This window comes from Pantoea sp. UBA5035, from assembly GCF_002415245.1.
GTDB lineage: Bacteria > Pseudomonadota > Gammaproteobacteria > Enterobacterales > Enterobacteriaceae > Pantoea > Pantoea septica.
Genome location: NZ_DICD01000003.1, coordinates 261,025 through 285,693, shown reverse-complemented (window position 1 = coordinate 285,693; position 24,669 = coordinate 261,025). Strand labels below are relative to the sequence as shown.

The 24,669-nt window shown below is 59.2% G+C and carries 28 protein-coding genes; 9 read left to right on the top strand and 19 right to left on the bottom strand.

What is annotated here, in order from left to right:
* Entirely contained in the window at positions 1-603 is a 603-nt protein-coding gene (gene gstA, locus B3229_RS02200; RefSeq protein ID WP_277268491.1) for a glutathione transferase GstA, read from the bottom strand.
* 203 nt (positions 604-806) lie between these two features.
* Between gstA and B3229_RS02195 the strand changes: the two genes are divergently transcribed.
* From B3229_RS02195 to B3229_RS02185, 3 genes are all read left to right on the top strand, one after another.
* Complete coding sequence (locus B3229_RS02195; RefSeq protein WP_286868170.1) at positions 807-1,163, top strand: type II toxin-antitoxin system RelE/ParE family toxin; 357 nt, start codon at positions 807-809, stop codon at positions 1,161-1,163.
* Positions 1,156-1,461: a helix-turn-helix domain-containing protein gene (locus tag B3229_RS02190; RefSeq protein ID WP_048781140.1), complete on the top strand. Its 306-nt coding sequence runs from the start codon at positions 1,156-1,158 to the stop codon at positions 1,459-1,461. The genes B3229_RS02195 and B3229_RS02190 overlap by 8 nt, the downstream gene beginning before the upstream one ends.
* A 150-nt stretch (positions 1,462-1,611) precedes the next feature.
* Positions 1,612-2,145, top strand: coding sequence for a sterol desaturase family protein (locus B3229_RS02185; protein ID WP_048781141.1), 534 nt, complete (start codon positions 1,612-1,614; stop codon positions 2,143-2,145).
* Here B3229_RS02185 and crtB read toward each other — a convergent pair.
* The 7 genes from crtB to B3229_RS02150 form a co-directional block, all read right to left on the bottom strand.
* Positions 2,084-3,013: a 15-cis-phytoene synthase CrtB gene (crtB, locus tag B3229_RS02180; protein ID WP_048781142.1), complete on the bottom strand. Its 930-nt coding sequence runs from the start codon at positions 3,011-3,013 to the stop codon at positions 2,084-2,086. The two genes, B3229_RS02185 and crtB, sit on opposite strands and share 62 nt — an antisense overlap.
* Positions 3,006-4,487: a phytoene desaturase gene (locus B3229_RS02175; RefSeq protein ID WP_286868164.1), complete on the bottom strand. Its 1,482-nt coding sequence runs from the start codon at positions 4,485-4,487 to the stop codon at positions 3,006-3,008. The genes crtB and B3229_RS02175 overlap by 8 nt, the downstream gene beginning before the upstream one ends.
* On the bottom strand, positions 4,484-5,647 hold the full coding sequence (gene crtY, locus B3229_RS02170) for a lycopene beta-cyclase CrtY (RefSeq protein ID WP_286868162.1): 1,164 nt from the start codon (positions 5,645-5,647) through the stop codon (positions 4,484-4,486). The genes B3229_RS02175 and crtY overlap by 4 nt, the downstream gene beginning before the upstream one ends.
* Positions 5,631-6,920: a glycosyltransferase gene (locus tag B3229_RS02165; protein WP_286868160.1), complete on the bottom strand. Its 1,290-nt coding sequence runs from the start codon at positions 6,918-6,920 to the stop codon at positions 5,631-5,633. Before B3229_RS02165 ends, crtY begins: the two co-directional genes overlap by 17 nt.
* Complete coding sequence (gene fni, locus B3229_RS02160; RefSeq protein ID WP_286868157.1) at positions 6,917-7,951, bottom strand: type 2 isopentenyl-diphosphate Delta-isomerase; 1,035 nt, start codon at positions 7,949-7,951, stop codon at positions 6,917-6,919. Before fni ends, B3229_RS02165 begins: the two co-directional genes overlap by 4 nt.
* 34 nt (positions 7,952-7,985) lie before the next feature.
* The gene (locus B3229_RS02155) at positions 7,986-8,843 is read right to left on the bottom strand and encodes a polyprenyl synthetase family protein (RefSeq protein WP_048781182.1); all 858 of its coding nucleotides are present in this window, start codon (positions 8,841-8,843) and stop codon (positions 7,986-7,988) included.
* Between the two features lie 275 nt (positions 8,844-9,118).
* Positions 9,119-9,706 (bottom strand): YtfJ family protein, encoded by a 588-nt coding sequence (locus B3229_RS02150; RefSeq protein WP_286868156.1) that lies wholly within the window; start codon positions 9,704-9,706, stop codon positions 9,119-9,121.
* Between the two features lie 183 nt (positions 9,707-9,889).
* On the opposite strand from B3229_RS02150, the gene B3229_RS02145 reads away from it, so the two are divergent.
* Positions 9,890-10,102, top strand: coding sequence for a hypothetical protein (locus B3229_RS02145; RefSeq protein WP_286868155.1), 213 nt, complete (start codon positions 9,890-9,892; stop codon positions 10,100-10,102).
* A gap of 31 nt (positions 10,103-10,133) precedes the next feature.
* Here B3229_RS02145 and B3229_RS02140 read toward each other — a convergent pair whose 3' ends face one another.
* From B3229_RS02140 to glsB, 4 genes are all read right to left on the bottom strand, one after another.
* Positions 10,134-10,844: a pirin family protein gene (locus B3229_RS02140; RefSeq protein WP_376747221.1), complete on the bottom strand. Its 711-nt coding sequence runs from the start codon at positions 10,842-10,844 to the stop codon at positions 10,134-10,136.
* Positions 10,845-10,970: 126 nt separating this feature from the next.
* Positions 10,971-12,698 (bottom strand): DUF2534 family protein, encoded by a 1,728-nt coding sequence (locus B3229_RS02135; protein ID WP_286868153.1) that lies wholly within the window; start codon positions 12,696-12,698, stop codon positions 10,971-10,973.
* A gap of 75 nt (positions 12,699-12,773) precedes the next feature.
* Entirely contained in the window at positions 12,774-13,193 is a 420-nt protein-coding gene (locus tag B3229_RS02130; RefSeq protein ID WP_286868150.1) for a DUF2946 domain-containing protein, read from the bottom strand.
* Positions 13,194-13,314: 121 nt separating this feature from the next.
* Positions 13,315-14,235, bottom strand: coding sequence for a glutaminase B (glsB, locus tag B3229_RS02125; protein ID WP_048781151.1), 921 nt, complete (start codon positions 14,233-14,235; stop codon positions 13,315-13,317).
* 114 nt (positions 14,236-14,349) lie between these two features.
* On the opposite strand from glsB, the gene B3229_RS02120 reads away from it, so the two are divergent.
* Complete coding sequence (locus B3229_RS02120) at positions 14,350-14,700, top strand: cupin domain-containing protein (protein ID WP_286868146.1); 351 nt, start codon at positions 14,350-14,352, stop codon at positions 14,698-14,700.
* A gap of 4 nt (positions 14,701-14,704) precedes the next feature.
* Here the strand turns inward: B3229_RS02120 and B3229_RS02115 are convergent, their stop codons facing one another.
* A complete protein-coding gene (locus B3229_RS02115; RefSeq protein ID WP_286868144.1) occupies positions 14,705-15,910 on the bottom strand; it encodes a CynX/NimT family MFS transporter in 1,206 nt (401 codons plus the stop codon).
* A 458-nt stretch (positions 15,911-16,368) separates the two neighbouring features.
* Between B3229_RS02115 and B3229_RS02110 the strand changes: the two genes are divergently transcribed.
* The 3 genes from B3229_RS02110 to B3229_RS02100 all read left to right on the top strand — a co-directional run bounded on the left by B3229_RS02110 (position 16,369) and on the right by B3229_RS02100 (position 18,375).
* Positions 16,369-16,845, top strand: a complete 477-nt coding sequence (locus B3229_RS02110) for a ferritin-like domain-containing protein (protein ID WP_033749031.1) — start codon at positions 16,369-16,371, stop codon at positions 16,843-16,845.
* Between the two features lie 56 nt (positions 16,846-16,901).
* Positions 16,902-17,408: a ferritin-like domain-containing protein gene (locus B3229_RS02105; RefSeq protein ID WP_048781154.1), complete on the top strand. Its 507-nt coding sequence runs from the start codon at positions 16,902-16,904 to the stop codon at positions 17,406-17,408.
* Between the two features lie 61 nt (positions 17,409-17,469).
* Positions 17,470-18,375 carry a manganese catalase family protein gene (locus B3229_RS02100; RefSeq protein WP_048781155.1) on the top strand — a complete coding sequence of 302 codons (906 nt, stop codon included), beginning with the start codon at positions 17,470-17,472 and terminating at the stop codon, positions 18,373-18,375.
* Positions 18,376-18,469: 94 nt separating this feature from the next.
* On the opposite strand, the gene B3229_RS02095 is transcribed toward B3229_RS02100, so the two are convergent.
* From B3229_RS02095 to fucO, 4 genes are all read right to left on the bottom strand, one after another.
* Complete coding sequence (locus B3229_RS02095; RefSeq protein ID WP_193390062.1) at positions 18,470-18,643, bottom strand: hypothetical protein; 174 nt, start codon at positions 18,641-18,643, stop codon at positions 18,470-18,472.
* A gap of 147 nt (positions 18,644-18,790) precedes the next feature.
* Positions 18,791-18,964 (bottom strand): GhoT/OrtT family toxin, encoded by a 174-nt coding sequence (locus B3229_RS02090; protein ID WP_065426280.1) that lies wholly within the window; start codon positions 18,962-18,964, stop codon positions 18,791-18,793.
* Positions 18,965-19,183: 219 nt separating this feature from the next.
* A complete protein-coding gene (locus B3229_RS02085) occupies positions 19,184-19,696 on the bottom strand; it encodes a 5' nucleotidase, NT5C type (protein WP_053092175.1) in 513 nt (170 codons plus the stop codon).
* 197 nt (positions 19,697-19,893) lie between these two features.
* Complete coding sequence (gene fucO, locus B3229_RS02080) at positions 19,894-21,042, bottom strand: lactaldehyde reductase (RefSeq protein ID WP_286868137.1); 1,149 nt, start codon at positions 21,040-21,042, stop codon at positions 19,894-19,896.
* A gap of 231 nt (positions 21,043-21,273) precedes the next feature.
* On the opposite strand from fucO, the gene B3229_RS02075 reads away from it, so the two are divergent.
* A complete protein-coding gene (locus tag B3229_RS02075) occupies positions 21,274-22,311 on the top strand; it encodes an NADP-dependent oxidoreductase (RefSeq protein WP_048781157.1) in 1,038 nt (345 codons plus the stop codon).
* Positions 22,312-22,342: 31 nt separating this feature from the next.
* On the opposite strand, the gene B3229_RS02070 is transcribed toward B3229_RS02075, so the two are convergent.
* Both B3229_RS02070 and B3229_RS02065 read right to left on the bottom strand, forming a co-directional pair.
* On the bottom strand, positions 22,343-23,410 hold the full coding sequence (locus tag B3229_RS02070; protein WP_286868134.1) for an SDR family oxidoreductase: 1,068 nt from the start codon (positions 23,408-23,410) through the stop codon (positions 22,343-22,345).
* Positions 23,411-23,519: 109 nt separating this feature from the next.
* Positions 23,520-24,257, bottom strand: coding sequence for a helix-turn-helix transcriptional regulator (locus B3229_RS02065; RefSeq protein WP_286868132.1), 738 nt, complete (start codon positions 24,255-24,257; stop codon positions 23,520-23,522).
* Positions 24,258-24,669: the final 412 nt, after the last annotated feature.

Here is a 24,669-nt window from a genome sequence, read left to right as displayed (position 1 = left end):
TTACATCAGGCCTTCCGATTTCATCGCGGCGATCACTGACGGACGCTGCGCATGAGTCGCAGCAAAGCGCTGCAGCGCCGGCCAGCGATCCAGGCTGAAATCAACCACGCGGAACCAGCTCAGCACATTGAACAGATAGGCATCGGCAATGGTGAAGTGGTCAGCGTATAAATAGCGGTTATCCCCCAGCGCTTCCGCCAGCCAGTCCAGACGTTTGGTCAGCGTCGCCGTCGCAGCCGCCTTCCATTCCGGCGTCATAGCCGGGTTGAAAAACGCCCCAATGCCTTTGTGCAGTTCGGTGGAAATAAAGTTCATCCACTCCAGCACCGCATAGCGCGCTTCACCGCCTGCCGCCAGCAAATGGCTTTCCGGCTTCAAATCCGCCAGATACTGGGCAATAACGGCGCCCTCGGTCAGCACGTGGCCGTTATCGAGCTGTAATGCCGGCACATAACCTTTGCTGTTAATCGCCAGAAAATCGTCGCCTTCCGCGGTACGTTTGGTTTTTAGATCCACGGCAACGGAGGTGTGCGGCAATCCGGTTTCGTGCAGAACGATGTGGGTAGTCAGCGAGCAGGCGCCCGCTTTATAGAACAGCTTCATGTCGTTGTAATCCCTGTTTTGTTTTTTGCTGCCGCAGTCTACGGCAGCGCGGGCCGCTTGCGCCATTGCCTTTTGTGCTAACAGGCTAGAATGACGAGAATTTTTCCGTTCACTTCAGGCCTGGCCATGTCTGGTATGCGCTTGCCGCTATAAGAGAAAGCTTATATATTTGTATAAGGAATCGCTTATAAGGAGAGCTGGCGATGTGGGCGGTAATACTTACGGACGAGTTTAAAAGATGGCTACGCGGTCAGGAACCAGCCTTAAAAAAGCGCATCGCCGCCAGCCTGCTAAACCTCCAGCATTATGGACCAGCATTGCCTCGGCCCTATGCGGACACCGTCAAGGGGTCCCGGTTTACCAATATGAAAGAGCTAAGAATTCAGTACGGCGGACATCCTGTACGCGCCTTTTATGCCTTTGATCCGGCGCGTCAGGCGATTGTGCTGTGCGCTGGCGATAAAACGGGCGATAAGCAATTTTACGAACGCATGATAGCGCTGGCAGATGACATATTTAGCCAGCATCTGGAAGAACTTAAGAGAAACCCTCATGACTGAACTGAATGATTTCCTGAAGGCTGAGTTTTCTGAAACTGAACTGGCGGATGTTCAGCAAATGGCTGGCACCATGATCCTCGAAACTGGCCTGCAACTGTTACGTGAAGAGCTAGCGATCTCGCAAAAAAGCGTGGCCGCCGCGATGGGCGTTAAGCAACCGCGGATCGCGCAAATTGAACAGGCTGGAGCCGATCAGCGTCTGATTACGATTAAGCGTTACGTTGAAGCGATGGGCGGCACGCTAAGCCTGTTGATCGAAATGCCTGATGGCCTGGGCGGCCGAACGCTGCGGGTCTGAGCGCACCTCCTCTGCGGCAGAGCAATGCTTCACTTTAAACCCTGCGGCGAATTACAGGCCATAGCCTAAACTTAATGTTCGCCTGCGGGGTGCCGCAGCAGATGATAGCCAGCCTGAGCTGGCTGGCAGGATGCACTGACGGGAGAAGATATGCTGTGGTTGTGGAACGCTGGAATCGTATTACTGACCGTCGTAGCGATGGAGATTACCGCCGCGCTGTCACACAAATATATTATGCACGGCTGGGGCTGGGGCTGGCACCGGTCGCATCATGAACCGCATAGCGGCTGGTTTGAGGTCAACGACCTGTACGCCGTAGTGTTCGCCATGCTGGCGATTCTCTTGATCTACCTGGGCAGTCGCGGCGTCTGGCCGCTACAGTGGATAGGCGCAGGCATGACGCTTTACGGCCTGCTCTATTTTATTGTGCATGATGGGCTGGTGCATCAGCGCTGGCCCTTTAAGTACATCCCGCGTCGCGGCTACTTTAAACGACTCTATATGGCGCATCGTATGCACCATGCGGTGCGCGGTCGTGAAGACTGCGTCTCCTTCGGCTTCCTCTATGCGCCGCCGCTGGCGAAATTACAGGCGACGCTGCGCCAGCGTCACGGTCGTCAACCTAACGCGGACGCTGCCAAAGCTCGGCCGGACGCGGCGGCGAAGCGGCCGCCCGAGACCTGATCGCCTGCGCCGCACCCGCCGCCAGCAGCAGGAGCTTCTCCTGTTTGCTGGTGGACTGGCGGCGATCCCAGGCGGTTTCGCCCGCGCCGTAAACTTTAACCCCAATGCGGCGATAGACCTCTTTCGCCGTGGCGATCGCCCAGGCGGAGCGCAGCGGCAGCCCAGCCAGGCCTGCCGAAGCAGAAGCGTAATAGGGCTCTGCTTCGCTTACCAGCCGCCGCGCCAGTCCCGCCAGCGCCGGTCGATGCGCGCGATCGGCAAAGTGAAGTCGATCAAGACCGGCTTCTTCCAGCCAGCTCTCTGGTAAATAGCAGCGGCCAACCCGCGCATCCTCGACGATATCGCGCGCAATATTGGTCAGCTGAAAAGCGATGCCGAGATCGCAGGCGCGATCCAGCACCGCCTCGTCGCGCACCCCCATAATTTGCGCCATCATCAGCCCGACTACGCCCGCGACGTGGTAGCAGTAGCGCAGCGTATCCTGCAGCGTTTCATAGCGCGCGCCGCGCACGTCCATGGCGAACCCTTCCAGATGGTCGAAGGCGTAAGCGGGGGAAATGTCATGGCCGAGCGCCACCTCCTGAAAGGCGGCGAACGCCGGTTCGTGCATTTGCGCGCCCGCATAGGCCTGGCGGGTTTTGCGTTCCAGATTCGCCAGGCGCTGCTGGGGCGTCTGCGCCGAAGGAACCTCGCCGGGAAAACCAAGCTGCTGATCATCGATTACATCGTCGCAGTGGCGGCACCAGGCGTAGAGCATCAGCACGCTGCGACGCGTTTTGGCGTCAAACAGCTTAGAGGCGGTAGCGAAACTCTTCGATCCCACTTCCATCGTCTCCACGGCATGGTGCAGCAGCGTCGGATTATTCATGCAGATCCTCCAGCATCAGGCTTGCGGTGGCCTTGGCGGAACCGATCACGCCGGGAATGCCCGCGCCTGGGTGCGTGCCCGCGCCAACCAGATAGAGATTGCGAATATGGCTGTCGCGGTTATGCGGCCGGAACCAGGCGCTCTGACGCAAAATGGGCTCGACGGAAAAGGCGGAGCCCTGATAGGCGTTAAGCTCGTCGCGAAAATCGAACGGCGTAAAGATGCGGTGAGTCACCAGCTGGCTGCGCAAGCCGGGCATATAGTGCTCTTCCAGATAGGCGAAAATACGATCGCGCAGGCGCGGTCCCTCAATATTCCAGTCCAGATCGGCGGTACCGAGGTGGGGCACCGGCGCCAGCACGTAGTAGCTGCCGCAGCCCGGCGGCGCCAGCGAAGGATCGGTGACGCAGGGCGCATGGAGATAGAGAGAAAAATCCTCCGCCAGCCCGTCGTGGTTAAATATTTCGTCAATCAGCTCACGGTAGCGCGGGCCAAAGCAGACGGTATGGTGCGCCAGCTGATCGTGATGGTGGTTCAGGCCGAAATAGAGCACGAACAGCGAATTGCTCATGCGCTTGCCTTTTAGCTTTTTGGCCTGCGCGGCGGCGGCAGGATGTTTACCGAGCAGATCGCCGTAGGTATGCACCACATCGGCGTTAGAGGCGACCGCGCGGGTTTCGAATACCCGGCCATCCTCCAGATGCACGGCGGAAATCGCGGCGTCTTTCGCCTCTATATGGCTGACGCGCGCGTTCAGCTCCAGCGTGCCGCCTAGATCCTGAAACAGCTTCAGCATGCCCTGCACCAGCGCGCCGGTGCCGCCGCGCGGAAACCAGACGCCCCATTCGCGCTCCAGCGCATGGATCAGGGTATAGATCGACGAAGTGGCGAAGGGATTGCCGCCGACCAGCAGCGAATGAAAAGAGAACGCCTGACGCAGCTTATCATCTTCGATAAAGCTCGCTACCTTGCTGTAGACGCTCCGCCACGCCTGCAGGCGCGCCAGCTGCGGCGCGGCGCGCAGCATATCGCGGAATGACAGAAAGGGGACGGTGCCGAGCTTGAGGTAGCCTTCGGCGAACACGGCGCGCGAATAGTCGAGGAAGCGCTGATAGCCCGCCACATCGTCTGGATTGAATTTGCGGATCTCCGCCTCCAGCCGTGCCTGATCGTTGTCGTAGCTAAACACCTCGCCCGACTCCCAGCAGAGCCGGTAGAAGGGCGTCACCGGCAGCAGCTCAACATAGTCGCTCATCGATTTGCCCGCCAGGGCGAACAGCTCTTCGATGGCGGACGGATCGGTAATCACCGTTGGGCCCGCATCAAAGGTAAAGCCCTGATCCTGATAAACATAAGCGCGGCCGCCCGGCTTGTCGCGCTGCTCCAGCAGCCGCGTTGGAATGCCTGCCGCCTGCAGGCGAATCGCCAGCGCCAGTCCGCCAAATCCTGCGCCAATTACCGTGGTGTGCTTCATCGTGATGCTCTTCGTCCAGAAGGGTGAGTGAGAATAGCCTGCAGCGCCGCCAGTACCGGGACGGGCGGCTTGCCGCTAAGAATGCGCGCGCGGTCGGCCAGGGTAAGCCGTCCGGCGTAAAACCGGGCGATCAGCCCCTCGGGCAGCCCGTAAAAGCGCTGCATCACGCGCCAGCGCTGATCCCCGTCGGCGGCCAGAAACAGCATGCGGTTGAGCATGCGAAAAAAGCCCTGATCCCGCCATGCCGCCTGCGCAAAGCGGTGGATACGCGGCGCGAGCGCATCAGGGGAGAAATCGTCCTCTGCAGCGAGTGCGTCCGCCAGCGCCGCCGCCAGCGGCAGCGAATAACCTGTAGTCGGGTGGAAAAGCCCGGCGCGCAGGCCGACGCTGGGCGGTCGCTGATGCCAGAAGCGGTCGAAGTCGCCCGCCAGGGTAATCGGCAGCGCGCCGCGCTCTTCGCGCACCAGCGTCTCCAGCTGCCAGCCCTGACGAGCGGCGTAGTCGCAGACGTTCTGCCGCGCCTGCGCCGCCGCCAGCGAGGCATCGTCGATATAGTGAGTATCCTCGATCAGCAGACGTGTCGGCGAGAGCGGCAGGGTATAGACGAAGCGATAGCCGCCCTGCTGGTCAACGGTGGCATCCATCAGAATCGGACCTTCAAGCCGATGCGGCTGGCTCAGGGTCCACTCCTGACCGAGAAAAGCCTGAAAGCCGATCTGCAGGGCGGCGTCGGGCTGATAGCCGCGGCCGTCGATCACGGCGCGCGCGCGCAGCACTTCGCCACTGGCGAGCTGAACGTGGTCAGGCCCGCTGCAGGCGATGGTCTGGTTAAGCCGCAGCGCGTCGCGGAGCGTCGCGCGCAGCACCTCGTCAAAACGCGCGGAAGTCATGCAGAAATAGCCGCTGTCGAGCTGACGCGTCAGCTGAGGAAAGCGCACTTCGTAGTGCGGCCAGCGGTGCGCCACCAGCGGCGCGATCCACTGATGCTGCGAGGCGCTGAGATCCTCTTCGTGGAAGCACCAGGTGTGGTTGCCGCCTGCCCGGGCGTCGGCTTCAAGCACCAGCACGCGCAAACCGGGCTGCTGCTGTTTAAGCCGCAGCGCCAGCAGTCCGTTCGCCAGCCCGGCGCCGAGCAGTAGCAGATCATACTGCGATGTCATAGCACTTCTCCGCACGCACCGGCTGGCGCGTCAGCAGCGCGCGTTCGGTAATATCGGCCGCGCGCTCGACGCCGCCGCAGGCCGCCAGCTGCGGCTGCAGGCGCGACATGCGCTGTTTAATCGTCCGATCGTCCAGCAGGCGACGCAGGCGGCGCGCAATCTGATGGCTGGTGGAGAAGCGCGACGCGCGTATTCCCAGACCATGGTGCGCCAGCCGCGCGGCGATGCCGGGCTGATCGAACGCCAGCGGAATCGCCAGCAGCGGTGTGCTCTGCGCAACGGCGTCCAGCACCGTATTCAGGCCGCCGTGGGTAATGGCCACGTCCGCCTGCGCGAGCGCGGCACGCTGGTCGACGAAATCCGTCACCAGGGCGGCACCGGCGCGCAGCAGTTTTCGCGCCTGAAAATCGCTCAGGCCGCCGCAGTGGGCGATCAGCAGCTCCGCCTGCAGTTCACGGCAGGCTTTCGCCAGGGTTTTGAACAGTCCGTAGCGGCCGCCCTGTAAGGTGCCGAGCGAGGCGAAAACGCGCGGCTGGCCACGATTGCTGAACAGCGGCAGCTCAGCGGAGGTCGCAGGTTCGCGCAGTGGACCAGTGGCGTGGAAATGCGCGGGGAGTTCGCCGCGCGGAAAGTCGAGTGCGTGCGGCAGCTGGCTGATTTGCGCCAGCGGCGACAGGCACTGATGCGGCTGACGGCGGTCCGGAAGGCCGAAAGCGTCGGCATGTCGCGCCAGCACGCGGTCGTGGCTGCGCATCAGCCAGTCGTAAATTTTTTCGCTGGAAGCGAAGCGCTCGCGCGCGGCGCTGCTGGTGCCCCACAAAAAGGGCATCACCGGCAAAGGGAAATGCGCTTCGCGGTTCACGGGCAGCGCGCAGGCGACCGAAACGAAAGGCAGCCGCAGCGCCTCCGCTACCAGTCCGCCTGCCGGCGCCATCTGATCGACAATAACACCGTCTACCGCCAGCGCCCGCAGCGCATCCGGCAGCTCCCGGCACAGCATATCAGTGCTGCTGGCCATATCGCGGATCAGGCGCAGAATGCCTAATCCCCCAGGATGGGCCGCCAGCTGCAGCGTACGATCGAGCGTGCCGACAGGATGCGACGCCAGGCCGATGGCGTGAAAGCCGACGGCCGCATCGCTGAGCAGCGCGGCGACCTCTGCCTGTTGAATAAAGGTAATTCGATGACCGCGCGCGATTAACCTCTGCGCCAGCGCCTGAAGCGCGCGTACGTGACTGTAAAAGGGCGGGGCGATAACTGCGAAATGGCTCATTCGCTTGCTCCCGCGCGCTGCAGCGGCGCGAGGCGCAGCTGGCGTAGATTAGCGCTGCCGGTGCAGAAACAGGCGACGCGCAGCTGTTCGATCAGCGTCTCAAAGTGCGCCACTACCGCGTCGGCGGAGTGCAGGGCGCTGCTAAGCACCGCCGCCGCCTGGCCGACCACGTCCGCGCCCAGCCGCAGCGCTTTCGCCGCATCGATGCCGTCGCGAATGCCGCCGGAGGCGATAAGCGGCATAGCGGGCAGCCTGTGGCGCACGGCGCGCAACGCTTCATCAGTGGGAATGCCCCAGTCGGCGAAGGCCATCGCCACCGCGCGCTGCTGCGGCGTGCTGGCGCGTTCGCCTTCTACCGCCGCCCAGCTGGTGCCGCCCGCGCCTGCGATGTCGATCATGCTGACGCCCGCCTCGGCAAGCCGCTGCGCAACCTCCGGCGAGATGCCCGCGCCGACCTCTTTCACGATGACCGGTACTTCAAGCGTTTTAACCAGCTGCGCAATCGCCTGCAGCACGCCGCGCCAGTCGCGGTCGCCGCCGCGCTGCAGCGCTTCCTGCAGCGGATTAAGATGGACGATCAGCGCATCCGCTTCAATCATGCTTACCGCGTTCTGTGCCAGCCCGCGGCCCTGCTCGCCGAGAATCTGCGCGGCGCCCAGGTTGGCCAGCAGCGGAATATCCGGGGCGATACGGCGCAGGTCGCGCGTCAGGCCGAAATTGTTGTCGCTTTCCAGCGCCACGCGCTGTGAACCGACGCCCAGCGCCAGGCCAAGCGCCTGCGCCGCTTCGGCGAGATGGTGATTAATAGAGAGGGCGCGCGCCGCGCCGCCGGTCATTGAGCTAATCAGAAAAGGCGCCTGCATGGGGCGATTGAACAGCCGGGTGCGCAGATCGATCTGATCCAGGTGCAGTTCCGGCAGAGCGCAGTGCGTGAATTGCCAGCGGGCGAAGCTGCCCGATGCTGGCGTGGTGTTACGCAGAACAATGTCCAGATGATCGTTTTTGCGTTTCGTCAGGTCCGTGTCCTTCATTGCTGCTCCATATACTCAGACGGGAAACGCGCGGTCAGCCGACCATAGCGAGTTTTTTGTCGAACCAGGCCTGCACGAAATGCCGGGTGGCGTAACCGCTGTCGCAGGCGGAAGCCAGATGGCGATCCGCGCGGCGCAGATGGTCGCGCAGCCGCTTCTCCACCGCTTTGCTGCCCAGCATATTGACCAGCGTCGATTTTCCCACATCCTGATGGGCGTCTTTTCCGGTGTCGCTCTGACCGTCGGTCAGGTCGTCCAGCAGCTGGAAAGCCTGGCCGAGATCCCGCGCAAAGCGGTGCAGCTTTTCACGCGACTCCAGCGGCGCGCCGGCGGCCACCGAGGCCATCTGCATCGCCGCGCTGAACAGCGCGCTGGTTTTGAAATGGTTAGTGAGCTGAATAGCGTCGGCGCTGCGCGGCTGGCCGCCTTCGGTCAAATCGCGAAACTGTCCCTGTACCAGTCCCTGAATGCCCACGGAGTGGGAAAGTTCCGCCACAGCCTGGGTTTTCGCCTGGCTACTGATGCCGTCCGCCATTGCGATAACGCCGAAGGCGCGGCTCAGCAAGGCGACGGCGGCCAGTATCGCCACCGGCTCGCCAAACTGGCGATGGATGGTCGGGCGGCCGCGCCGCAGTTCGGCGTCGTCCATGCAGGGAATATCATCGAGTATTAGCGAGGCGGCATGTACCATCTCAACGGCACAGGCGAAATCGAGCAGGCCGCTGAGTTCGTCGCGGTAGCCCAGGTCGTGCGCGGCCAGCATCAGCAGCACCGGCCGGATGCGTTTGCCTGGCGCCAGCGCCCCTTCGCGCATCGCGAGCCCCACGCAGTCGCGTTCGCTTTCTACCGGCAGCAGTCGATCAAGACGCTGTTCGATACTCGCGAGTAACATCAGGGGATCGCTGTAAATGAGGGTAGGATCTCTTTCAGCAAAAATGGTCATGATGGCAGTCCTTACTTGCAGGTGAGCGTCGGCCTGTCGTAATTGCAAATGAACAAAGTGGCGCAGAAGGAGCCATCTAAAAAAGTGAAGCCTGTTATTTTTAGCACCGCCGTAAACTGAGCGTTATTGTTTGGTTTTGACGCGGCGGTGCAATAAAGCGTAGACGAGAATTGCCGCTCTGACGGGGGAAACGGAGATAAGTGGCAATAAAATAATAATTTTATTCACGAACTAAGTGCGGTGTCAGAGGGCGCAGGCGCTTCGGACAGCATCTGGTTAAGCAAAGCGACGGCCTCTTTAACTTCCCGTGCCGTCAGGGCGCCATCTTTCGCGAAGCGAACCACGCCCTGTGCGTCCAGCAGAATGACCGTAGAGCCGTGCGGCGTCAGCTGCCAGCTGTTTCGCGCCACGCCGCTGCTGTCGATAACAAAATGCTGCCAGGGCGCGTCGCGCTTGCTCGATTTGATGCTGCGCTCGACGAAAATCGCGCTGCCAGGGATCGCGTCGTCCGTATTAACGATAGTAGTGGTCTGAAAGCGGCTGCGCGGAAAGTTCGCCTGCTGAATGGCGGCGATCAGCGGCGCGTTTTGCTCTTTGGCCGAAAGCCGCCCGGCAACGTGGATCACCATACGAACTTTACCGGTCAGCGACTGGCTGCTCCAGCGCTGGTAGCCCAGCATCTCATGTTGCATCACCAGTTCGCCCTCGTTGGCGATAAAGACTGGCGGAAGAGACTTGCCCGTTTCCACGCTGTGCGCGGCGGCCAGGCCGGGAAAAAGCAGGCAGATAAGCAGCAGAGAGTAGGGTTTCACGCAGCCTCACACGCAGAAGAGAGAGCCTCAAGCCTGGGTGAAAATCTGCCGCTTCGCCAGTCAGGAAAAAAATGAATTTTACGCTTAGCTCAAATTTTAATCACTCCTTCAATGCGCCAGATCAAACAACGCGCGGTCAAAGGATTCGATGATGCAGAGAATCATTGGCAAAAGGAGACGTATATGAAAAGTGAGTTAATGACCTTGTCTGAATTCGCGCGCTACCTGGGCGTCTCTCCGCTGAGGCTGGTGCGCGCCTACTGTAATCGCGGATCGCTGGACGGGGTGCCGTTGCCCGAGCCGGTAAAAAACGTGGCATTCAGAGAACGCTGCTGGTCACGCGAGCAGGTGCGCCAGTTCCGGCATACGCTACAGCGCGCGCATCACCACGAGTGAAGAAAAGGGAAGGTTTTCACCTTCCCTTGCTCTAACTGCCGCTGACGGTTCCGCTCATCACGCCGGTCGCTTCCGCATCCACCAGAAAGCAGATTAGCGTGGCGTCGCGCTCAGCGGTTACGGCCGGCAGCGCTTCGGTGTCGCCGGCCACATCGCCTTTATGCAGGCGCTGCCCCTCCAGATTCACCACGCCGTCCAGCACCGCCAGCCAGGGCGCAAAGCCGGGAATAGCGGGCACCTCCAGCGTGTTGCCGCGCTCCAGTCGCACGTCGTAAATATGCACCGCCTGACGCAGCGTCAACGGCGCGGCGCTGCCTTCCGGCCCTGCCAGCCACGTCCAGGCGTTGTGGGCGACGCCGTCAGCGCGCTCCAGCAGCTGGGTTTTCGCTTCGCCGCCGGCGCGCGCCGGACGGATAAACGCCTGCAGCACTTCGGCTTCAATCAGCGGCGCGGACTCTTCGTGCCGCAGGCCTTCGCCCGCATTCACCACCATCACCCGTTTCGCCGACAGCGGCGTGCGTTCGCCCTGCAGGTCGGTATGCTGCACCGAGCCGCGCCAGACGTAGCTGAGGATGTCGTCGTTCACATGCTCGTGCATCGAAATGCGCGCGCCGAGTTTCAGCGTCGTCATATCGACAATCGCTAGCGGCCCGAAGCGTTCGCCCGGGCGCAGACGGCGAATGGTAAAAGGACCATATTCAAACAGCTGGCCGCGATGGGCACGCACAACGTTCATCATCATCTCCTGTTATGAGCTTACAGAACGATGATAAACCGATGGGAAAAGATGAGAAGCAGGGGGATTTGCTGAGAGAGTTCAACTTTTTTGAATAAGCTGCCCGTCGCGGCGGACGGGCAGTTGGCGCCTTTATTTGCCCTGTTCGTCGCTCTCGCCGAGGAAGAAATACCACAGCGGAATCGACATCAGGCCGGTAAAGACCGAGGTATAGAGGAGCACCATTAACGCCTGGGTGACGTACATCATCAGCGACCAGTCGCTAAAGGCGATCTGATACTGCTCGATAACGCCGCTGATAATGGCTTTACCCATCACCGTGCCGACAATCAGCCATAAAATCACCACGCTGCGCAGGAAATAACGCATCTCTTTCTGCTTTGCAGCGAAGCGCCCGCGCACGATACCCAGCGGTGACTGCTGCTCCAGCGGCGTTTCCGGCTGCGGCATGGCGGCACGCTGCGCCTTACGCCAGCGCAGCAGATCGATAGCGATAAACGCCAGCAGGCTACCTCCCATTACCGGCAGCGCCCAGCCCAGCGCCAGCGCAACGATCAGCGAGGCGGCCTGCGCATAGCGCGGCATCGCCAGCCAGGCGACAAGGAGCGTTTGCGCCGGATTCTGCGCGGGCAGCGCCGGGCGACGGATCCACCACATGCGGTAGCCGAGCGCGATAGTGGCGCACAGGCCAAAGCCGAACAGGGCCAGCAGCAGCTGGTTCGGCCAGCCGAACAGTACGCCCATGTGGGCGTCAACGCCCCAGCGCGTCAGCTTCGCTACCAGCGGAAAATGCGCGAATTCGACGCGGTCGACAATGGCGAACGTGGTGGGATCCACCGAAACGGCGTCAACCTGACTCGGCCAGCTGCGGTCGATCTCGCTTACCGTCCAGGCCTGTCCCTCTGCTTTAGGCTGGCGCAGCTCTAGTTTTGCGGCGTGGATGTCGCTGCGTCGCGCGGCGTTAAGCACGCTGTCCCAGTCGGCGTCCGGCGCGTTTATCGCTCTGGCCGGCTTCACTGGCACCGCCATACCGCTCATATCCATGCCGTCCATCTGCGGCATAGCGTGATGATCGGCATGGGGATCGGCGCTGGCAGCGGGCGCGCTGGCATCCAGCGCGGTGCGCACCTGCGGCGTCATCCAGCCCAGTTCGCTGCGCATTTTATCAATATTGCCGCCCGCCCACTGCGACCAGGTGAGGCCCGTGACCGAGAAGAAGACCAGACCCAGCGACAGCGCCAAACCAAGCGTTATATGCCAGTGGCGGGCGAAGGCGAAGCCTGACGCAGGTTTTTTCATTTTTCTGCGCGGGCGGGTGCCGAGCCACAGCACCAGGCCGCCGAGCGCGGCGACCCACAGCCAGGAGGCGGCCAGTTCGCTGTAAATTCGCCCGACGTCGCCTAGCAGCAGGCCGCGATGCAGCTGATCCAGCCACATGCGCAGCGGCAGCACGCCGCTGGTGCCGTAAACCGTCATATCGCCCTTGACCTGCAAGGTGTAGGGATCGATAAACACCGAGCGCGATTCTGACGGCCCAAGGTCGCTCTGGCTGAACTGCACGCGCGTGGTTTCCTGTGCGCCAGGTGCCGGACGCACCGCATAAACAGGCGCCGCCTCGCCGATATGGCGTCGCGCCGCGGCGACCTGCGCCGAAAGCGGCTGCGCCGTTCCCTGCGGCTCGGTGGTCAGTGCGGAAGCGTAAAGAACATTCTCAATCTGCGGCGTCAGCACGTACAGCGTGCCGGTCAGCGCCGCAATAAAAATAAAAGGCGCGATAAACAGCCCGATGTAAAAGTGCAGGCGGCGCAGCAAATTGAATAACGAGCCGCGCGGCGGCGCCGTTTCCCGAAGTGATGACATAGCACATCCATTTTTATTCAGTTAAAGACGAACCCGTTTCCGTCGCTTTACTCGGCGGAAAGGCAGGCATTCTGATTAAAAAACGCAGCGGGAAGGCGGGGCACGAGGCCGGTAGACGCGGCGTTCGCGTCGGCACAGCGGCGGGTCCGCGCGCGGCGTCGGGGGTGGCGCGCGCGCGATCAGCATCATCAGCCAGAGAAGGGGAATCGCAGCCCAGATCATCAGCGGCACATGCACCAGTAGCTCGCAGTAGCCGCAGGCGACGCCCTCTTCGCCCGACATCATATGGCCGGAAGGCATCATAGCGTCGTCCATATGATGCATCATCGGCATGGCGTCGGCGCTGTGCGACATCGCCATCACAGGGGCGGCCATCGCGTCGCCGTGGCGCGCCATCAGATCCTTCGACACCACGGGCGCGACGAACAGCAGCAGCACCGCCAGGATAGCCAGGCAGGCGCTGAGTCGCTGTTGCAACGGGGTGAAAAAGGTCATGAAAACATCACTGGCTGGTAAACGTCAGGCGCTATTTTACCGCGTTAAGGTTCTGAACGGGGCTAATTCTGTAAAAATTCTTAGGCTATGCGTGTACAGCCTGACGTCCGCTGCGCGCGCGCTAGAAAACCGAGCTGCCCAGGCGATCGCTAAGCAGCTCCAGCGCGGCGGTGCCCGCCAGCGAGTTGCCGATGGCGTCCAGGCCTGGCGACCAGACCGCAATGCTCATTTTATTGGGAATTACCGCGATAATGCCGCCGCCGACGCCCGATTTTCCCGGCATGCCGACGCGCCATGCGAACTCGCCCGCGCCGTCATACATGCCGCTGGTGATCATCAGCGCGTTAATCTGTCTCGCCTGACGCGGAGTAATCATCTGCACGCCATCCGCCGTTTTGCCCTGGTTGGCCAGATAGACGAAGCTGCGCGCCAGCTCGACGCAGTTCATCGAGAGCGAGCAGTAGTGGAAATAGGTCTGCATAACCTTGCTGACGTCGTTATCAAAATTGCCGAACGACTTCATGAGCCAGGCTATGGCAGCGTTGCGCGCCGAGTGCTCATACTCCGAGCGGGCGACGTGGCGATCGTAGTTAATATCGGGCTGGCCGCTTAGCTGACGCACAATCTCCAGCATGCGCTGGCGCGGTGCGGTCAGGCGCGTTTCCAGCATATCGCAAATCACCAGCGCCCCGGCGTTGATAAAAGGATTGCGCGGCTTGCCGTGCTCCAGTTCCAGCTGTACCAGCGAGTTAAACGGCTGGCCGGAGGGCTCTTTGCCGACGCGCTGCCAGATTTCATCATCGGAATAGCGGGTGAGCGCGACGCTTAGCGACAATACTTTAGAGATGGACTGGATCGAGAAGCGCTCCTGCGCGTCGCCCGCCTGCCAGCTCTGACCGTCAGGCGTAGCCACGGCGATGCCGAGCGCGTGCGCGGGCGCTTCGGCCAGCGCGGGAATATAGCTGGCGACGCTGCCGCGCGAGGTAAGCGGGCGTACCTGCTCCAGAATCTCTTCCAGTAGCGCATTGCTGAGTTCGGTCACGAGTGAATCTCCTTTTCTGAGGCGTCTGGCGCCGGATAATGAACGCGAGTCGCCGCTGAATCAATGCAGCGCGTGCAAAATCTGTGAACTCTTCACCGCAACCCCGAGGCCGCTATGATAACCAGCCTGTTTGACGCTTTACCGCAAGCCGCCGAGCGTGGCGAGCAGGAGACTTTTGAAGAATTGCTGCGCCGACCCGATCTGCGCATCGAGCGCATTGTCTCTACCGGCCAGGCGAGCCCGCCGGGCTTTTGGTACAGCCAGCCGCAGGGGGAGTGGGTGCTGGTGGTGCAGGGCGCGGCAGGGTTGCAGCTAGAGGATGAAGCGAAGGAGCGGGTGCTGCGCGCGGGCGATTTCATCAATCTGCCCGCGCGGACGCGCCACCGCGTGAACTGGACCAGCAGCGACGAACCGACCCTCTGGCTGGCGGTTCATTATGAGCTGCCGCCAGACGAAGGAAGTTAAAGGCTCACTCCATTTGCCTGGCGCTGCCGGCCAGCGGCGCGAGCAGCATTTGCGCAAAGCTCAGCAGCGCCAGCAGGGTTAGCGGCAGCGTCCAGTCGCCGCTCCGCTGGTGCAAAATGCCGAAAAACAGCGGGCCCAGCGCCGCCAGCGCATAGCCTACACACTGCGCCATGCCGGAAAGCTGCGACGCCTGACGATGATCGCGAGCGCGCAGGTTAAACAGCGACAGGCAGAGCACCAGCGAGGCGCCCGCACCTAAGCCGGCGATAATCAACCAGAGCGCCGCCAGACGGGGCATCAGCAGCAGACCCAGCACGCCGCAGAAAATGGCGGCAGAGGCGACGAAAGCCGTGAGGCGCGCGTCGCGCAGCCGCTTTAGCGCCACCATACAGCCGAGGTTGGCGACAATCGCGATCGCCTGGTAGAGAAACAGCAGCCAGCCCGCTTCCGCCTGGCTGTAGCCTTTACTCTGCGCGTAAGGCGTAAACCAGTCGATCAGGGTGTAAAACGCCAGCGACTGTAGCGCCATAAACAGCGAAACCTGCCAGCCGATCGCCGACCGCCAGGGCGTAGCGCCGTCTGCGGCGAGAGAGGGCGTGGCGCCTGTCGGGCCAGCTGCGCGCGGCGTCAGCAGCGGCAGCCAGGCGAGCAGCGCCACAAGGCCTGGCACTGCCCAGACGCCAAGCGACAGGCGCCAGTCCGCGTCGGAGAGCGCGGCGAGCGGCACGGCGATGCCTGACGCCAGGCTGGCGGTCAGCGACATGGTGGCGGCATAAAGCCCGATATATTTTGCGGTGTGTTGCGTAAAGTCGCGTTTAATAAGCGGCGGCAGCAGCACGTTGGCGGCGGCGATGCCGGCGCTAAGCAGCACCGTACCGCTCCACAGCGCCGCCTCGAGCGGCAGCCAGCGAACCATCGAACCCAGCGTTATCAGCAGCAGCGCCGCCCAGAGGCTGCGCTCCAGCCCAAAGCGATTGCCCACCATGGCGGCGACCGGCGCCAGCGCGGCGAACAGCATTAGCGGAATGAAATTAAAGAAGCCCGCGGCGGCGGCGCTCAGGCCGAAAGCGTGACGCATGTTTTCCAGCACCGGACCGACGGCGGTAATGGGCGCGCGCAGGTTCGCAGCGGTCAGCAGCAATACCAGCAGGAAAAAGCCAGAGTGGGTAAAGCGAGAAGCGCGTAGGGCAGAGGTCTGTCGAAAGGTCATAAGATCCGCATCACAAAGTGCGGCAAAGCCGCTGTGGTGCGTTGGTTGACGTTAACGCTTACGCACCAGGAAGAAGGGAGTCCGGTGTCTGCGCGCTACTTTAAAGGCTGACGCCGCCGCTGTAAAGCCGACCCGCCGCGGGCGTGTTTTTAACGCCGCGCGATAACGTAGTGACGGCAATAAAAGCGCTAATTTATTTGCATCTGGCAGACGCCGCGCGTGCTAAATAAGCGAGCCGATGATCCAAACGTGTTTTTTAAATAGCGGAACCGTGCTCTGCGCTATTTAACTGAAGCGGCAGCACCAGCAAAAATAAGATTATTCCTTAATAATCAACCCATTTTTCTTCCGCGCTTCGCTTTTATTAAATTTGCGCAATTGTACTTAGCAACTATTATTAATTTCTGTAGCGTCCTGGCCAGGAAAGCAATCACCTAATTTGATAAGAGGAACCTGTAATGGCGATTAAAACACTGGTGGATCTCTTTATTCATGACCTTTCTGATGTCTACAGCGCAGAAAAGCAGATCACTCGCGCACTGCCGAAAATGGCGCGCGCCGCAACAGACGCATCGCTGAAAGCGGCGTTTGAAGCACACCTTGAAGAGACGCGCGGACAAATTGAACGTCTGGACCAAATTGTTGAAAAAACAGAAGAACTGCGCATCCGCCGTATGAAATGCCATGCGCTGGAAGGCTTAGTGGAAGAAGCCCAGGAGATTATCGACTCCGTAGAAGCGGGTCCGGTGCGTGACGCTGGCTTAATTGGCGCCGCCCAGAAAGTCGAACACTATGAAATTGCTACCTACGGCACGCTGACTGCAATGGCGAAACGCCTGGGCTTTGACGAGGCGGCAAAATTACTGGCCGAAACGCTGCAGGAAGAAAAAGCCACGGATGAAAAGCTGAATGTGATTGCTGAGAAAACCAGCTAATTATCCGACGTGATGAAATCTGTATTTGCAGCTCTCACATTTTAAAGAGGTGAATCATGTCACATCAAGAGAATTATTTGGCCTGGTTGAAAGACGCGCACGCTATGGAAAAGCAGGCGGAAAGCATGCTGGAAAAAATGGCGTCTCGTCTCGAACACTATCCTGATTTAAAAGCGCGTATTCAGCAGCACATTGAAGAAACGCGCCAGCAGCAGACTTTATTACAGTCCGTTATCGACCGTAACGACACTTCTCATTCCGCCTTTAAAGACGCGCTGGGCAAACTCTCCGCGATGGGTCAGGCAATGGGCGGCATGCTGGCCGACGACGAAGTGGTGAAAGGTGCGATCAGCGGTTACGTCTTTGAGCAGTTTGAGATCGCTAACTACACCTCGTTAATCGCTGCGGCGGAGCTGGTGGGCGACCACGAAGGCGTGCGTATTTTTGAACAAATTCGTGAGCAAGAGATCGCGATGGCGGAATGGTGCCTGACGCACCTGCCGGACGTGACTCAGCAGTTCATGACGCGTGATGCAGCTGAAGGCGTTGAAGCAAAAAAATAACAACGCTACAGCCAGGCCCTCTTGCCAGAGGGCCGACAATCCAACTGGAAAGGAATGAGCAATGTTCAGACACGTTAAGAAACTGCAGTATACAGTCCGTGTTGAAAAGCCCAATCCAGGACTGGCTAACCTGCTGCTTGAGCAGTTTGGCGGTCCGCAGGGCGAACTCGCTGCGGCATGTCGCTATTTTACCCAAGGCCTAGGCGATGACGATCCAGGCCGTAAAGATATGCTGATGGATATCGCGACGGAAGAGTTGAGCCACCTGGAAATCATCGGCTCGCTGGTGGGTATGCTGAACAAAGGCGCGAAAGGTCAGCTGGCTGAAGGCACAGAGGAAGAGGGCGAGATTTATCGCAACATTACCGGTGCCGGTAACGACAGCCATTTGACCTCGCTGCTTTACGGCGGTGGACCGCCGCTGACTAACTCTGCTGGCGTGCCATGGACTGCGGCGTATGTCGATACCATCGGCGAAGTGACCGCCGACCTGCGTTCGAACATCGCTGCCGAAGCGCGTGCAAAAATCCTGTATGAGCGTCTGATCAACATGACCGACGATGTCGGCGTGAAAGATGCGCTGGGCTTTTTGATGACGCGTGAAGTCGCGCACCAGATCTCGTTTGAAAAAGCGCTCTACTCAATTCGCAACAATTTCCCGCCGGGTAAATTGCCGCCGATTGAACAGTACGCCAACGTCTACTACAACATGTCGGCGGGCGAAGGCGATATGCGCGGTAGCTGGAACTCTGACGAGAACTTTGAGTTCGTGGCCGATCCGGCGCCGGCAGTTGACGGCGGCGACGGTAGCGCGTCGGTAACCCTGCCGTCCGATCAGGCGACCGATCTCGCCAATATGGCCAGCCGCACCGCGTCCGATCCCAGCCTGAACCCAACCACGGGCGCAGAGCTTGGCTCAACGCTGGGCGAAGCGAACCAGATCAAATCTGACAAACCTCGCTCGTAAGTACCTCTCGCGTCAGTCACCTGCTGACTGACGCGATTTTCCCTTCTTGAATGATGCTCCAGCACAGGCTCAACGCCGCGTCCGCTCTCACTGCTTAATGAAATTCCGGTTCAGGAAAATGGCCGCAGTCATTCTGGCTGGCGGTAGTGCCCGGCTGGCAGGTCTGCTGTCGCGTTTCAGCGGAAGGCACGGGTTTTTCTGGCGCCATGGGGCCTGACCGACAGGCGCTAAGCAGAGTGATAAACAGGGCAAAGGCAACAAAACGCATATCCGCTCCTTGTGATGAGAGGAAGTAAGCAAACAAACGTCGTTGGTCAGCAGCGTGACCAGAGGCGTACTGCTAAGTGTAGCTGGCGGCAGGAAAAGGTCGAAAAATCAGGATGAAGCCGCAAGGCGGCTTGCAGAGCATTCAGGATCAGAACAGGGCGAACATCAGGGCGACGGGAAAACTCATCGGCCAGGTGGCGCCGACCAGAAAGGCGCTTAGCGCGCGAATCGTCAGCTTATCCTTTGCGATAAAAAAGGTGATTAGCGTGGCGATCGAAGCCATAACCGCATAGAACACCAGCATATGTTGATAAAGGCTCATCAATACTCCGCATCGTTATAGTGGTTTTGTTGCGCACTATGCGGAAAATCGTGATCCAGATCAAGTAAAAAGCCGCAGCGTTTTTTAAAGAAATTGATTTCTTGCTGGCGGGGCGTTTGACGCGTGCGATTTCAGGCTGAAATTAGCCGGGGAAAACGCGCCGGATCCTTCAGGCGCGGGGCTTGCACGCACGAATGCGCGTGGCGAAGTCAGCTCGGTTCAGAGAAAGCGCTGTTCAATGTCGCGCCAGCTATCGACGCGCGCATAGCCGGTTTCCTGCTGGTTTTGCGCTGTGGTGAACAACACGCCTTCGCCGGTGAACTGTGCGAAGTTTTGCGGATTGGCGTCAATCAAATAGTCCGCGTTAAGAATGCCCTTGCTGCTGCAGCAAATGATATTCATCGGGCTGATAAACGGAAAGTTCGCTTTCAGCCACTCAAGTTTTGCCGTTAGCGAGCGCGGGAATTCCACCGCTGCAGTGGTGATAAAAATTTCATACTCCTGCGACAGGCGCTCAATAACGCGCTGTGCATCAGGCAATGCCGGCAGTCCAGCGTAAAAACTCTCCTCGCCGATCAGTTCTTCAATCTCCTGAAACAGCGCCGGGCGCGACTGTTGTGGTTTTGCTGAGTCCAGTGAACCTGTCTGCGCCTCATGGGAGGCGGCTTCAGGACTAAATTTGTGGTTCAAGTCGATAATGACTTCATCCATCTCAATGGCGATACGTTTCATGGTTTCCCCTCGTCAATCATCATGCCAAGGCGGCTAGAATAGCAGTCGCGCGGCTCCGCTTGTAGTCTCTGGATAAACGCCGGCCAAACAGGTCATTAAATCAACAATTGAAGCCTGTTATATCGCCGATTACTGTGAGGTGCGCCGGAAGCAGGAAAAAGAGAGGAGAATGCCGCCCCGAAAGGCGGCACAGAGGCTTAACTTTGCAGATAGAGCGCTTTGATATCGTCCAGCGTGGCTTCGCGCGGATTGCCGCCGGTACAGACATCGTCCAGCGCGGCCTGGGCCAGCGCCGGCACATCGTCTGGATTCAGACCGACGTCGCGCAGCGAAGCCGGTATGCCTACGTCACGGCAGAGCTGTTTTACCGCCTCGACAGCCGCCTGACGCGCCTGTGCCAGCGACAGCGTATCCACGCCTTTTACCCCCATTGCGCGCGCGATATCGCGATATTTCTCGCCGGTATAGTCTGCATTCCACGCCATCACCGTAGGCAGCAGAATCGCATTGGCGACGCCGTGCGGCACGTTATAAAAAGCGCCCAGCGGGTGCGCCATACCGTGCACCAGGCCAAGCCCAACGTTAGAAAAGCCCATGCCGGCGACATACTGACCCAGCGCCATCTGCTCCACCGCCTGCATATCGCCTTTCACTGAGTCGCGCAGCGACTGGCTAATGATTTCAATGGCGTTGAGATGCAACATATCGGTCAGCTTCCAGGCGCCGCGCGTAATATAACCTTCAATGGCGTGTGTCAGCGCGTCGATGCCGGTTGCGGCTTTCAGCGCCGGCGGCATGCTGGCCATCATCTCCGCGTCGATGATCGCCACCTTTGGAATATCGTGCGGATCGATGCAGACGAATTTACGGCGTTTTTCTTCGTCGGTAATGACATAGTTGATGGTGACTTCCGCCGCGGTGCCTGCGGTAGTGGGGATCGCGATCAGCGTAACGCAGGGATTACGCGTCGGCGCGAAGCCTTCGAGGCTGCGCACGTCCGCGAACTCGGGATTGTTAATAATAATGCCGATCGCTTTGCTGGTATCCTGCGGCGAACCGCCGCCGATGGCGATAAGATAGTCCGCCTCAGCGCGCTTAAATACCTCGACGCCGCGCTGCACCACGGCGATGGTGGGGTTCGGCACCACCTCGTCGTAGAGCGCCCAGTGAAGCTGATGCGCATCCATCAGGTCGGTGACGCGCTTCACGGCGCCAGCGGCGACCAGCGCTTTATCGGTGACGATTAGCGCCTTCGTCAGGCCGCGCCGCCGGACTTCATCTGGCAGATTGCGGATAGCGCCTGCGCCAAAAAAAGCGGTCTCATTCAAAATCATACGCTGTGTCATTTTCACATCCTTGCTTAACAAAATTCCCATTACCTTCCCGCTTAACCGCTCTGCGTTTCTGCTGGCTTCGTCACATTCCGTGTGGAATACAATTGATAAAAATCAACAGATTAGCGGTTAATTGCCGCGGCAGCATTATTTTCTTACCCAGGTAAAGCCATTCCTGCCAGGCAAGTTTCTCATCCTCTGATAGCCTCAATGGGAGCATTAAAGCTTTAACCAACGGAGGAAATGATGGCGAAACCGCAAAATCACGGCTGGAGACTGGCCTCGCGCCCGCACGGTAAACCGGTTCAGGAGAACTTCGAATTCGGCGAAATCCCGCTGCCCGCGCTGGAAGAGGGCGATCTGCTGCTGCGCACCATCTACCTGTCGCTCGATCCCTATATGCGCGGCCGGATGAGCGACGCAAAATCCTATGCCGAACCGGTGAAGCTAGGCGACGTGATGGTCGGCGGCACGGTGAGCCGCGTCGTGGAATCGCGCCATGGCGATTTCCAGCCCGGCGACTGGGTGTTGTCGAGCGGCGGCTGGCAGGCTTATTCGGTCGCGCCCGCCTCTGCGGTGAAAAAGCTGGGTAACGACCTTGCTAATCCTTCCTGGGCGCTGGGTGTGCTGGGTATGCCGGGCTTTACCGCTTATATGGGTCTGCTGGATATCGGCGAACCGCAGCCTGGCGAAACTCTGGTGGTGGCTGCGGCGACCGGGCCGGTGGGCGCAACGGTAGGGCAGATCGGCAAGAAGAAAGGCTGTCGCGTCGTTGGCATTGCCGGCGGCGAAGAGAAGTGCCGCCATGCGGTCGAGGTGCTGGGGTTCGATCTCTGTCTGGATCACCATCAGGATGATCTGGCGGCGCAGCTGGAAAAAGCCTGCCCGGACGGCATCGACATCTATTATGAAAACGTCGGCGGCAAGGTATTCGACGCGGTACTGCCGCTGCTGAATACCAAAGCGCGTATTCCGGTGTGCGGGCTGGTCTCCGGCTACAGCGCAACTGAGTTGCCGGACGGCCCGGATCGCCTGTCGCTGCTGATGGGCGATATTCTGAAGAAACGCCTGCGGGTGCAGGGCTTTATCATATTCGACGATTACGGCCATCGCTATGGCGAATTCCTTGAGGCGATGGAGCCCTGGGTAGAGCAGGGTGAAATCCGCTATCGCGAGCACATGATTGACGGATTGCAGAATGCGCCGACGGCGTTTTTTGACATGCTGGAGGGGAAAAACTTCGGCAAAACCGTGGTGCGCGTGGCGCAGGACGAAGAGTAAAAAAAGGTCCCGCCCGCAGGCGGGACTTTTTTTATGCCGGGATCAGCTTTTCCTGCTTCAGGCGGTCAAACAGCGCGAAGAGATCGTCGCGCGTGCTGTGATAGCCGGTAAAGCCCGCTTTGCGGCTCTTACTCATATCGGTGAAGACCTCCATCGGACGGCCCAGATCGGCATCGGTGTGCCACCAGGAAACCAGACGGTTGATATCCGCCTCGCGTAGCTGGTAGTGCTGCGCCACTGCTTTCCACTGCGCCTCGGCGTCTGTCATACGCTGCTCCAGCGGCTGGGGTTCATCCGGCATCGGCTGCGCCTCAATGCCGAAGTAACTGGCAATCTCGCCCCACATCCATTTCCAGCGGAACACGTCGCCGTTTACGGTGTTAAAATCCTGGTTTTGCGCGCCTGGCGCACTGGTCGCCCATTCCAGCTGCTCTGCCACCAGCGTCGCGCTGCTCATGTCGGTTACGCCGTGCCACTGCGCCGCCGAGCCGGGGAAGATAAACGGCAGGTTATGGAATTTGCACAGCGAGGCGTAGACCGCCAGCGTCTGTCCCATATTCATCGCGTTGCCCAGCGCAAAACCGATCACGGTGTGCGGGCGATGCACGCTCCAGCGATAGCCATATTTCTCCGCGCCGGCGAACAATTCATCTTCCTGCGCGTAATAGAAGTTATCGACCGGCTGGCGTCCCTGCTCTTCACGAAATGGCGTCATCGGCACCGCGCCTTTGCCGTAAGCGTCGAACGGGCCGAGATAGTGCTTAAGGCCGGTCACCAGCGCGGCGTGACTGCCGTTAAGACGGTCGCCCAGCGCCTCTATTACGTTGCGCACCATTGCGCCGTTAACGCGAATGTTCTCTTTTTCCGTTTCCTGGCGCGCCCAGACGCTGAAGAAAAGCGCGTCGGGCTGGAGATCTTTCAGCGCTTCTTTTACCGAATCCGGCGAGGTCAAATCGGCGGTAAGGGCATGGCAGCCCTGTGGCACCGGCGTGCGTCCGCGCGACAGCCCGTAGACTTCCCAGCCATCCGCCAGCAGGCGCTCCGCCGTCGCGGTGCCGATCACGCCGCTGATCCCGGCGATAAGTGCTTTCTTCGACATGCTTTTCTCCCTTAGCTCTTACAACAAGACAATAGGGGAGTGTAGACCGAGATCGGCAGTTAAGCTTCGCGTGCAGGCGAATTGGCTCAGGCTGCGCCAGCATCCTATGCTAGCTTTCCGCCATAGCTGGCGAGCTAATGAGGTTCATCGCAGCGCAGCGCCTGATGGCCTGGCGCGCGTTGGCTACCTGAAGTTTATTGACAATGTTGCCCATATGAAATTTTACCGTACTGACGGAAATAACAAGGATAGTGGCGATCTCCGGATAGGTCTTTCCCATGCTGGCCCAGTAAAGCACCTCCTGTTCGCGCTGTGTAAATATTGCTTTGGTTGCGTCCGGGCAGATAACCTGCATCCCTACAGCCGCCATATCAATCAGCCTGTACATTTGCGCATTGAATTCAATTAGCCGCATCTGCATAAGCTGTCTTTCACGCCAGAGAGGCGATTCGGCCGCATAAGCGTCATCGCTTTGGGAGATAACCGAAAGCAGCGCTAGATTATTGTGATGATCGTGCAGCACAAAGGTGAAGCCATTAAGAATATTATAGCGGCGCGACAGCGTGAATATTCTGTCGGTGAGAAAAGTAATGTTCTCGTCCCAGGCAAAAGGCGAAGATTGTTTAAACGCTTTTAGAACGACGGGATCGATAAACTGGAAGTGATTATCCTGATAAATCTTAATCCATTCATCAGGATAGTTGGAAACAAGCAGCGTTTTATAAGGATTGCTTTTACTAATTACCAGATAAGCGTATTGATGTACTTCGGGCGTAGCCATTTTCCTGTCTATATAATCCCGCAGAGTTTGCAGCGCCGAAGGATTATTCGCCAAAAAAGAGAACATATTTTCTCCTTACTTATGATGTCCATATTCTGCAAAGTCCTGTACTAAAGTACAGCCAGGTAGGGTACCCTGGTACAGTTTTAAATTGAGATGAGAGTGCTTATAGTGCTCATTATAGCAACGGAAAACTGGCTATAATATTCGTTTGCTATAAAAAGCGACATCAGGGAAAAATGTCAGCCAGTCAAATTAATTTGATTTGCTGGCTGACACCATCACAACCTGATTATAAATATAAAAATCAATGGGTTATTATGATTATTTTGCCAGGAATTGTCTCTCAGGCAGAGAAGGGTATTTTATTTGTCACTAAAATTCTCATCTGGTTAATCTGCTTTCATTAATATGCCCATGGATTTTTATTGTTGAATTTAACATTAACCTCATAATGAAGATTAATATGTCGCGAAAG

Bases quoted from the DNA above. Each gene is read 5' to 3' on its own strand.
- gstA (WP_277268491.1), bottom strand. From the start codon at position 603: ATGAAGCTGTTCTATAAAGCGGGCGCCTGCTCGCTGACTACCCACATC.
- B3229_RS02195 (WP_286868170.1), top strand. From the start codon at position 807: ATGTGGGCGGTAATACTTACGGACGAGTTTAAAAGATGGCTACGCGGT.
- B3229_RS02190 (WP_048781140.1), top strand. From the start codon at position 1,156: ATGACTGAACTGAATGATTTCCTGAAGGCTGAGTTTTCTGAAACTGAA.
- B3229_RS02185 (WP_048781141.1), top strand. From the start codon at position 1,612: ATGCTGTGGTTGTGGAACGCTGGAATCGTATTACTGACCGTCGTAGCG.
- crtB (WP_048781142.1), bottom strand. From the start codon at position 3,013: ATGAATAATCCGACGCTGCTGCACCATGCCGTGGAGACGATGGAAGTG.
- B3229_RS02175 (WP_286868164.1), bottom strand. From the start codon at position 4,487: ATGAAGCACACCACGGTAATTGGCGCAGGATTTGGCGGACTGGCGCTG.
- crtY (WP_286868162.1), bottom strand. From the start codon at position 5,647: ATGACATCGCAGTATGATCTGCTACTGCTCGGCGCCGGGCTGGCGAAC.
- B3229_RS02165 (WP_286868160.1), bottom strand. From the start codon at position 6,920: ATGAGCCATTTCGCAGTTATCGCCCCGCCCTTTTACAGTCACGTACGC.
- fni (WP_286868157.1), bottom strand. From the start codon at position 7,951: ATGAAGGACACGGACCTGACGAAACGCAAAAACGATCATCTGGACATT.
- B3229_RS02155 (WP_048781182.1), bottom strand. From the start codon at position 8,843: ATGTTACTCGCGAGTATCGAACAGCGTCTTGATCGACTGCTGCCGGTA.
- B3229_RS02145 (WP_286868155.1), top strand. From the start codon at position 9,890: ATGAAAAGTGAGTTAATGACCTTGTCTGAATTCGCGCGCTACCTGGGC.
- B3229_RS02140 (WP_376747221.1), bottom strand. From the start codon at position 10,844: ATGATGATGAACGTTGTGCGTGCCCATCGCGGCCAGCTGTTTGAATAT.
- B3229_RS02135 (WP_286868153.1), bottom strand. From the start codon at position 12,698: ATGTCATCACTTCGGGAAACGGCGCCGCCGCGCGGCTCGTTATTCAAT.
- B3229_RS02130 (WP_286868150.1), bottom strand. From the start codon at position 13,193: ATGACCTTTTTCACCCCGTTGCAACAGCGACTCAGCGCCTGCCTGGCT.
- B3229_RS02120 (WP_286868146.1), top strand. From the start codon at position 14,350: ATGATAACCAGCCTGTTTGACGCTTTACCGCAAGCCGCCGAGCGTGGC.
- B3229_RS02115 (WP_286868144.1), bottom strand. From the start codon at position 15,910: ATGACCTTTCGACAGACCTCTGCCCTACGCGCTTCTCGCTTTACCCAC.
- B3229_RS02110 (WP_033749031.1), top strand. From the start codon at position 16,369: ATGGCGATTAAAACACTGGTGGATCTCTTTATTCATGACCTTTCTGAT.
- B3229_RS02105 (WP_048781154.1), top strand. From the start codon at position 16,902: ATGTCACATCAAGAGAATTATTTGGCCTGGTTGAAAGACGCGCACGCT.
- B3229_RS02100 (WP_048781155.1), top strand. From the start codon at position 17,470: ATGTTCAGACACGTTAAGAAACTGCAGTATACAGTCCGTGTTGAAAAG.
- B3229_RS02095 (WP_193390062.1), bottom strand. From the start codon at position 18,643: ATGCGTTTTGTTGCCTTTGCCCTGTTTATCACTCTGCTTAGCGCCTGT.
- B3229_RS02090 (WP_065426280.1), bottom strand. From the start codon at position 18,964: ATGAGCCTTTATCAACATATGCTGGTGTTCTATGCGGTTATGGCTTCG.
- B3229_RS02085 (WP_053092175.1), bottom strand. From the start codon at position 19,696: ATGAAACGTATCGCCATTGAGATGGATGAAGTCATTATCGACTTGAAC.
- fucO (WP_286868137.1), bottom strand. From the start codon at position 21,042: ATGACACAGCGTATGATTTTGAATGAGACCGCTTTTTTTGGCGCAGGC.
- B3229_RS02075 (WP_048781157.1), top strand. From the start codon at position 21,274: ATGATGGCGAAACCGCAAAATCACGGCTGGAGACTGGCCTCGCGCCCG.
- B3229_RS02070 (WP_286868134.1), bottom strand. From the start codon at position 23,410: ATGTCGAAGAAAGCACTTATCGCCGGGATCAGCGGCGTGATCGGCACC.
- B3229_RS02065 (WP_286868132.1), bottom strand. From the start codon at position 24,257: ATGTTCTCTTTTTTGGCGAATAATCCTTCGGCGCTGCAAACTCTGCGG.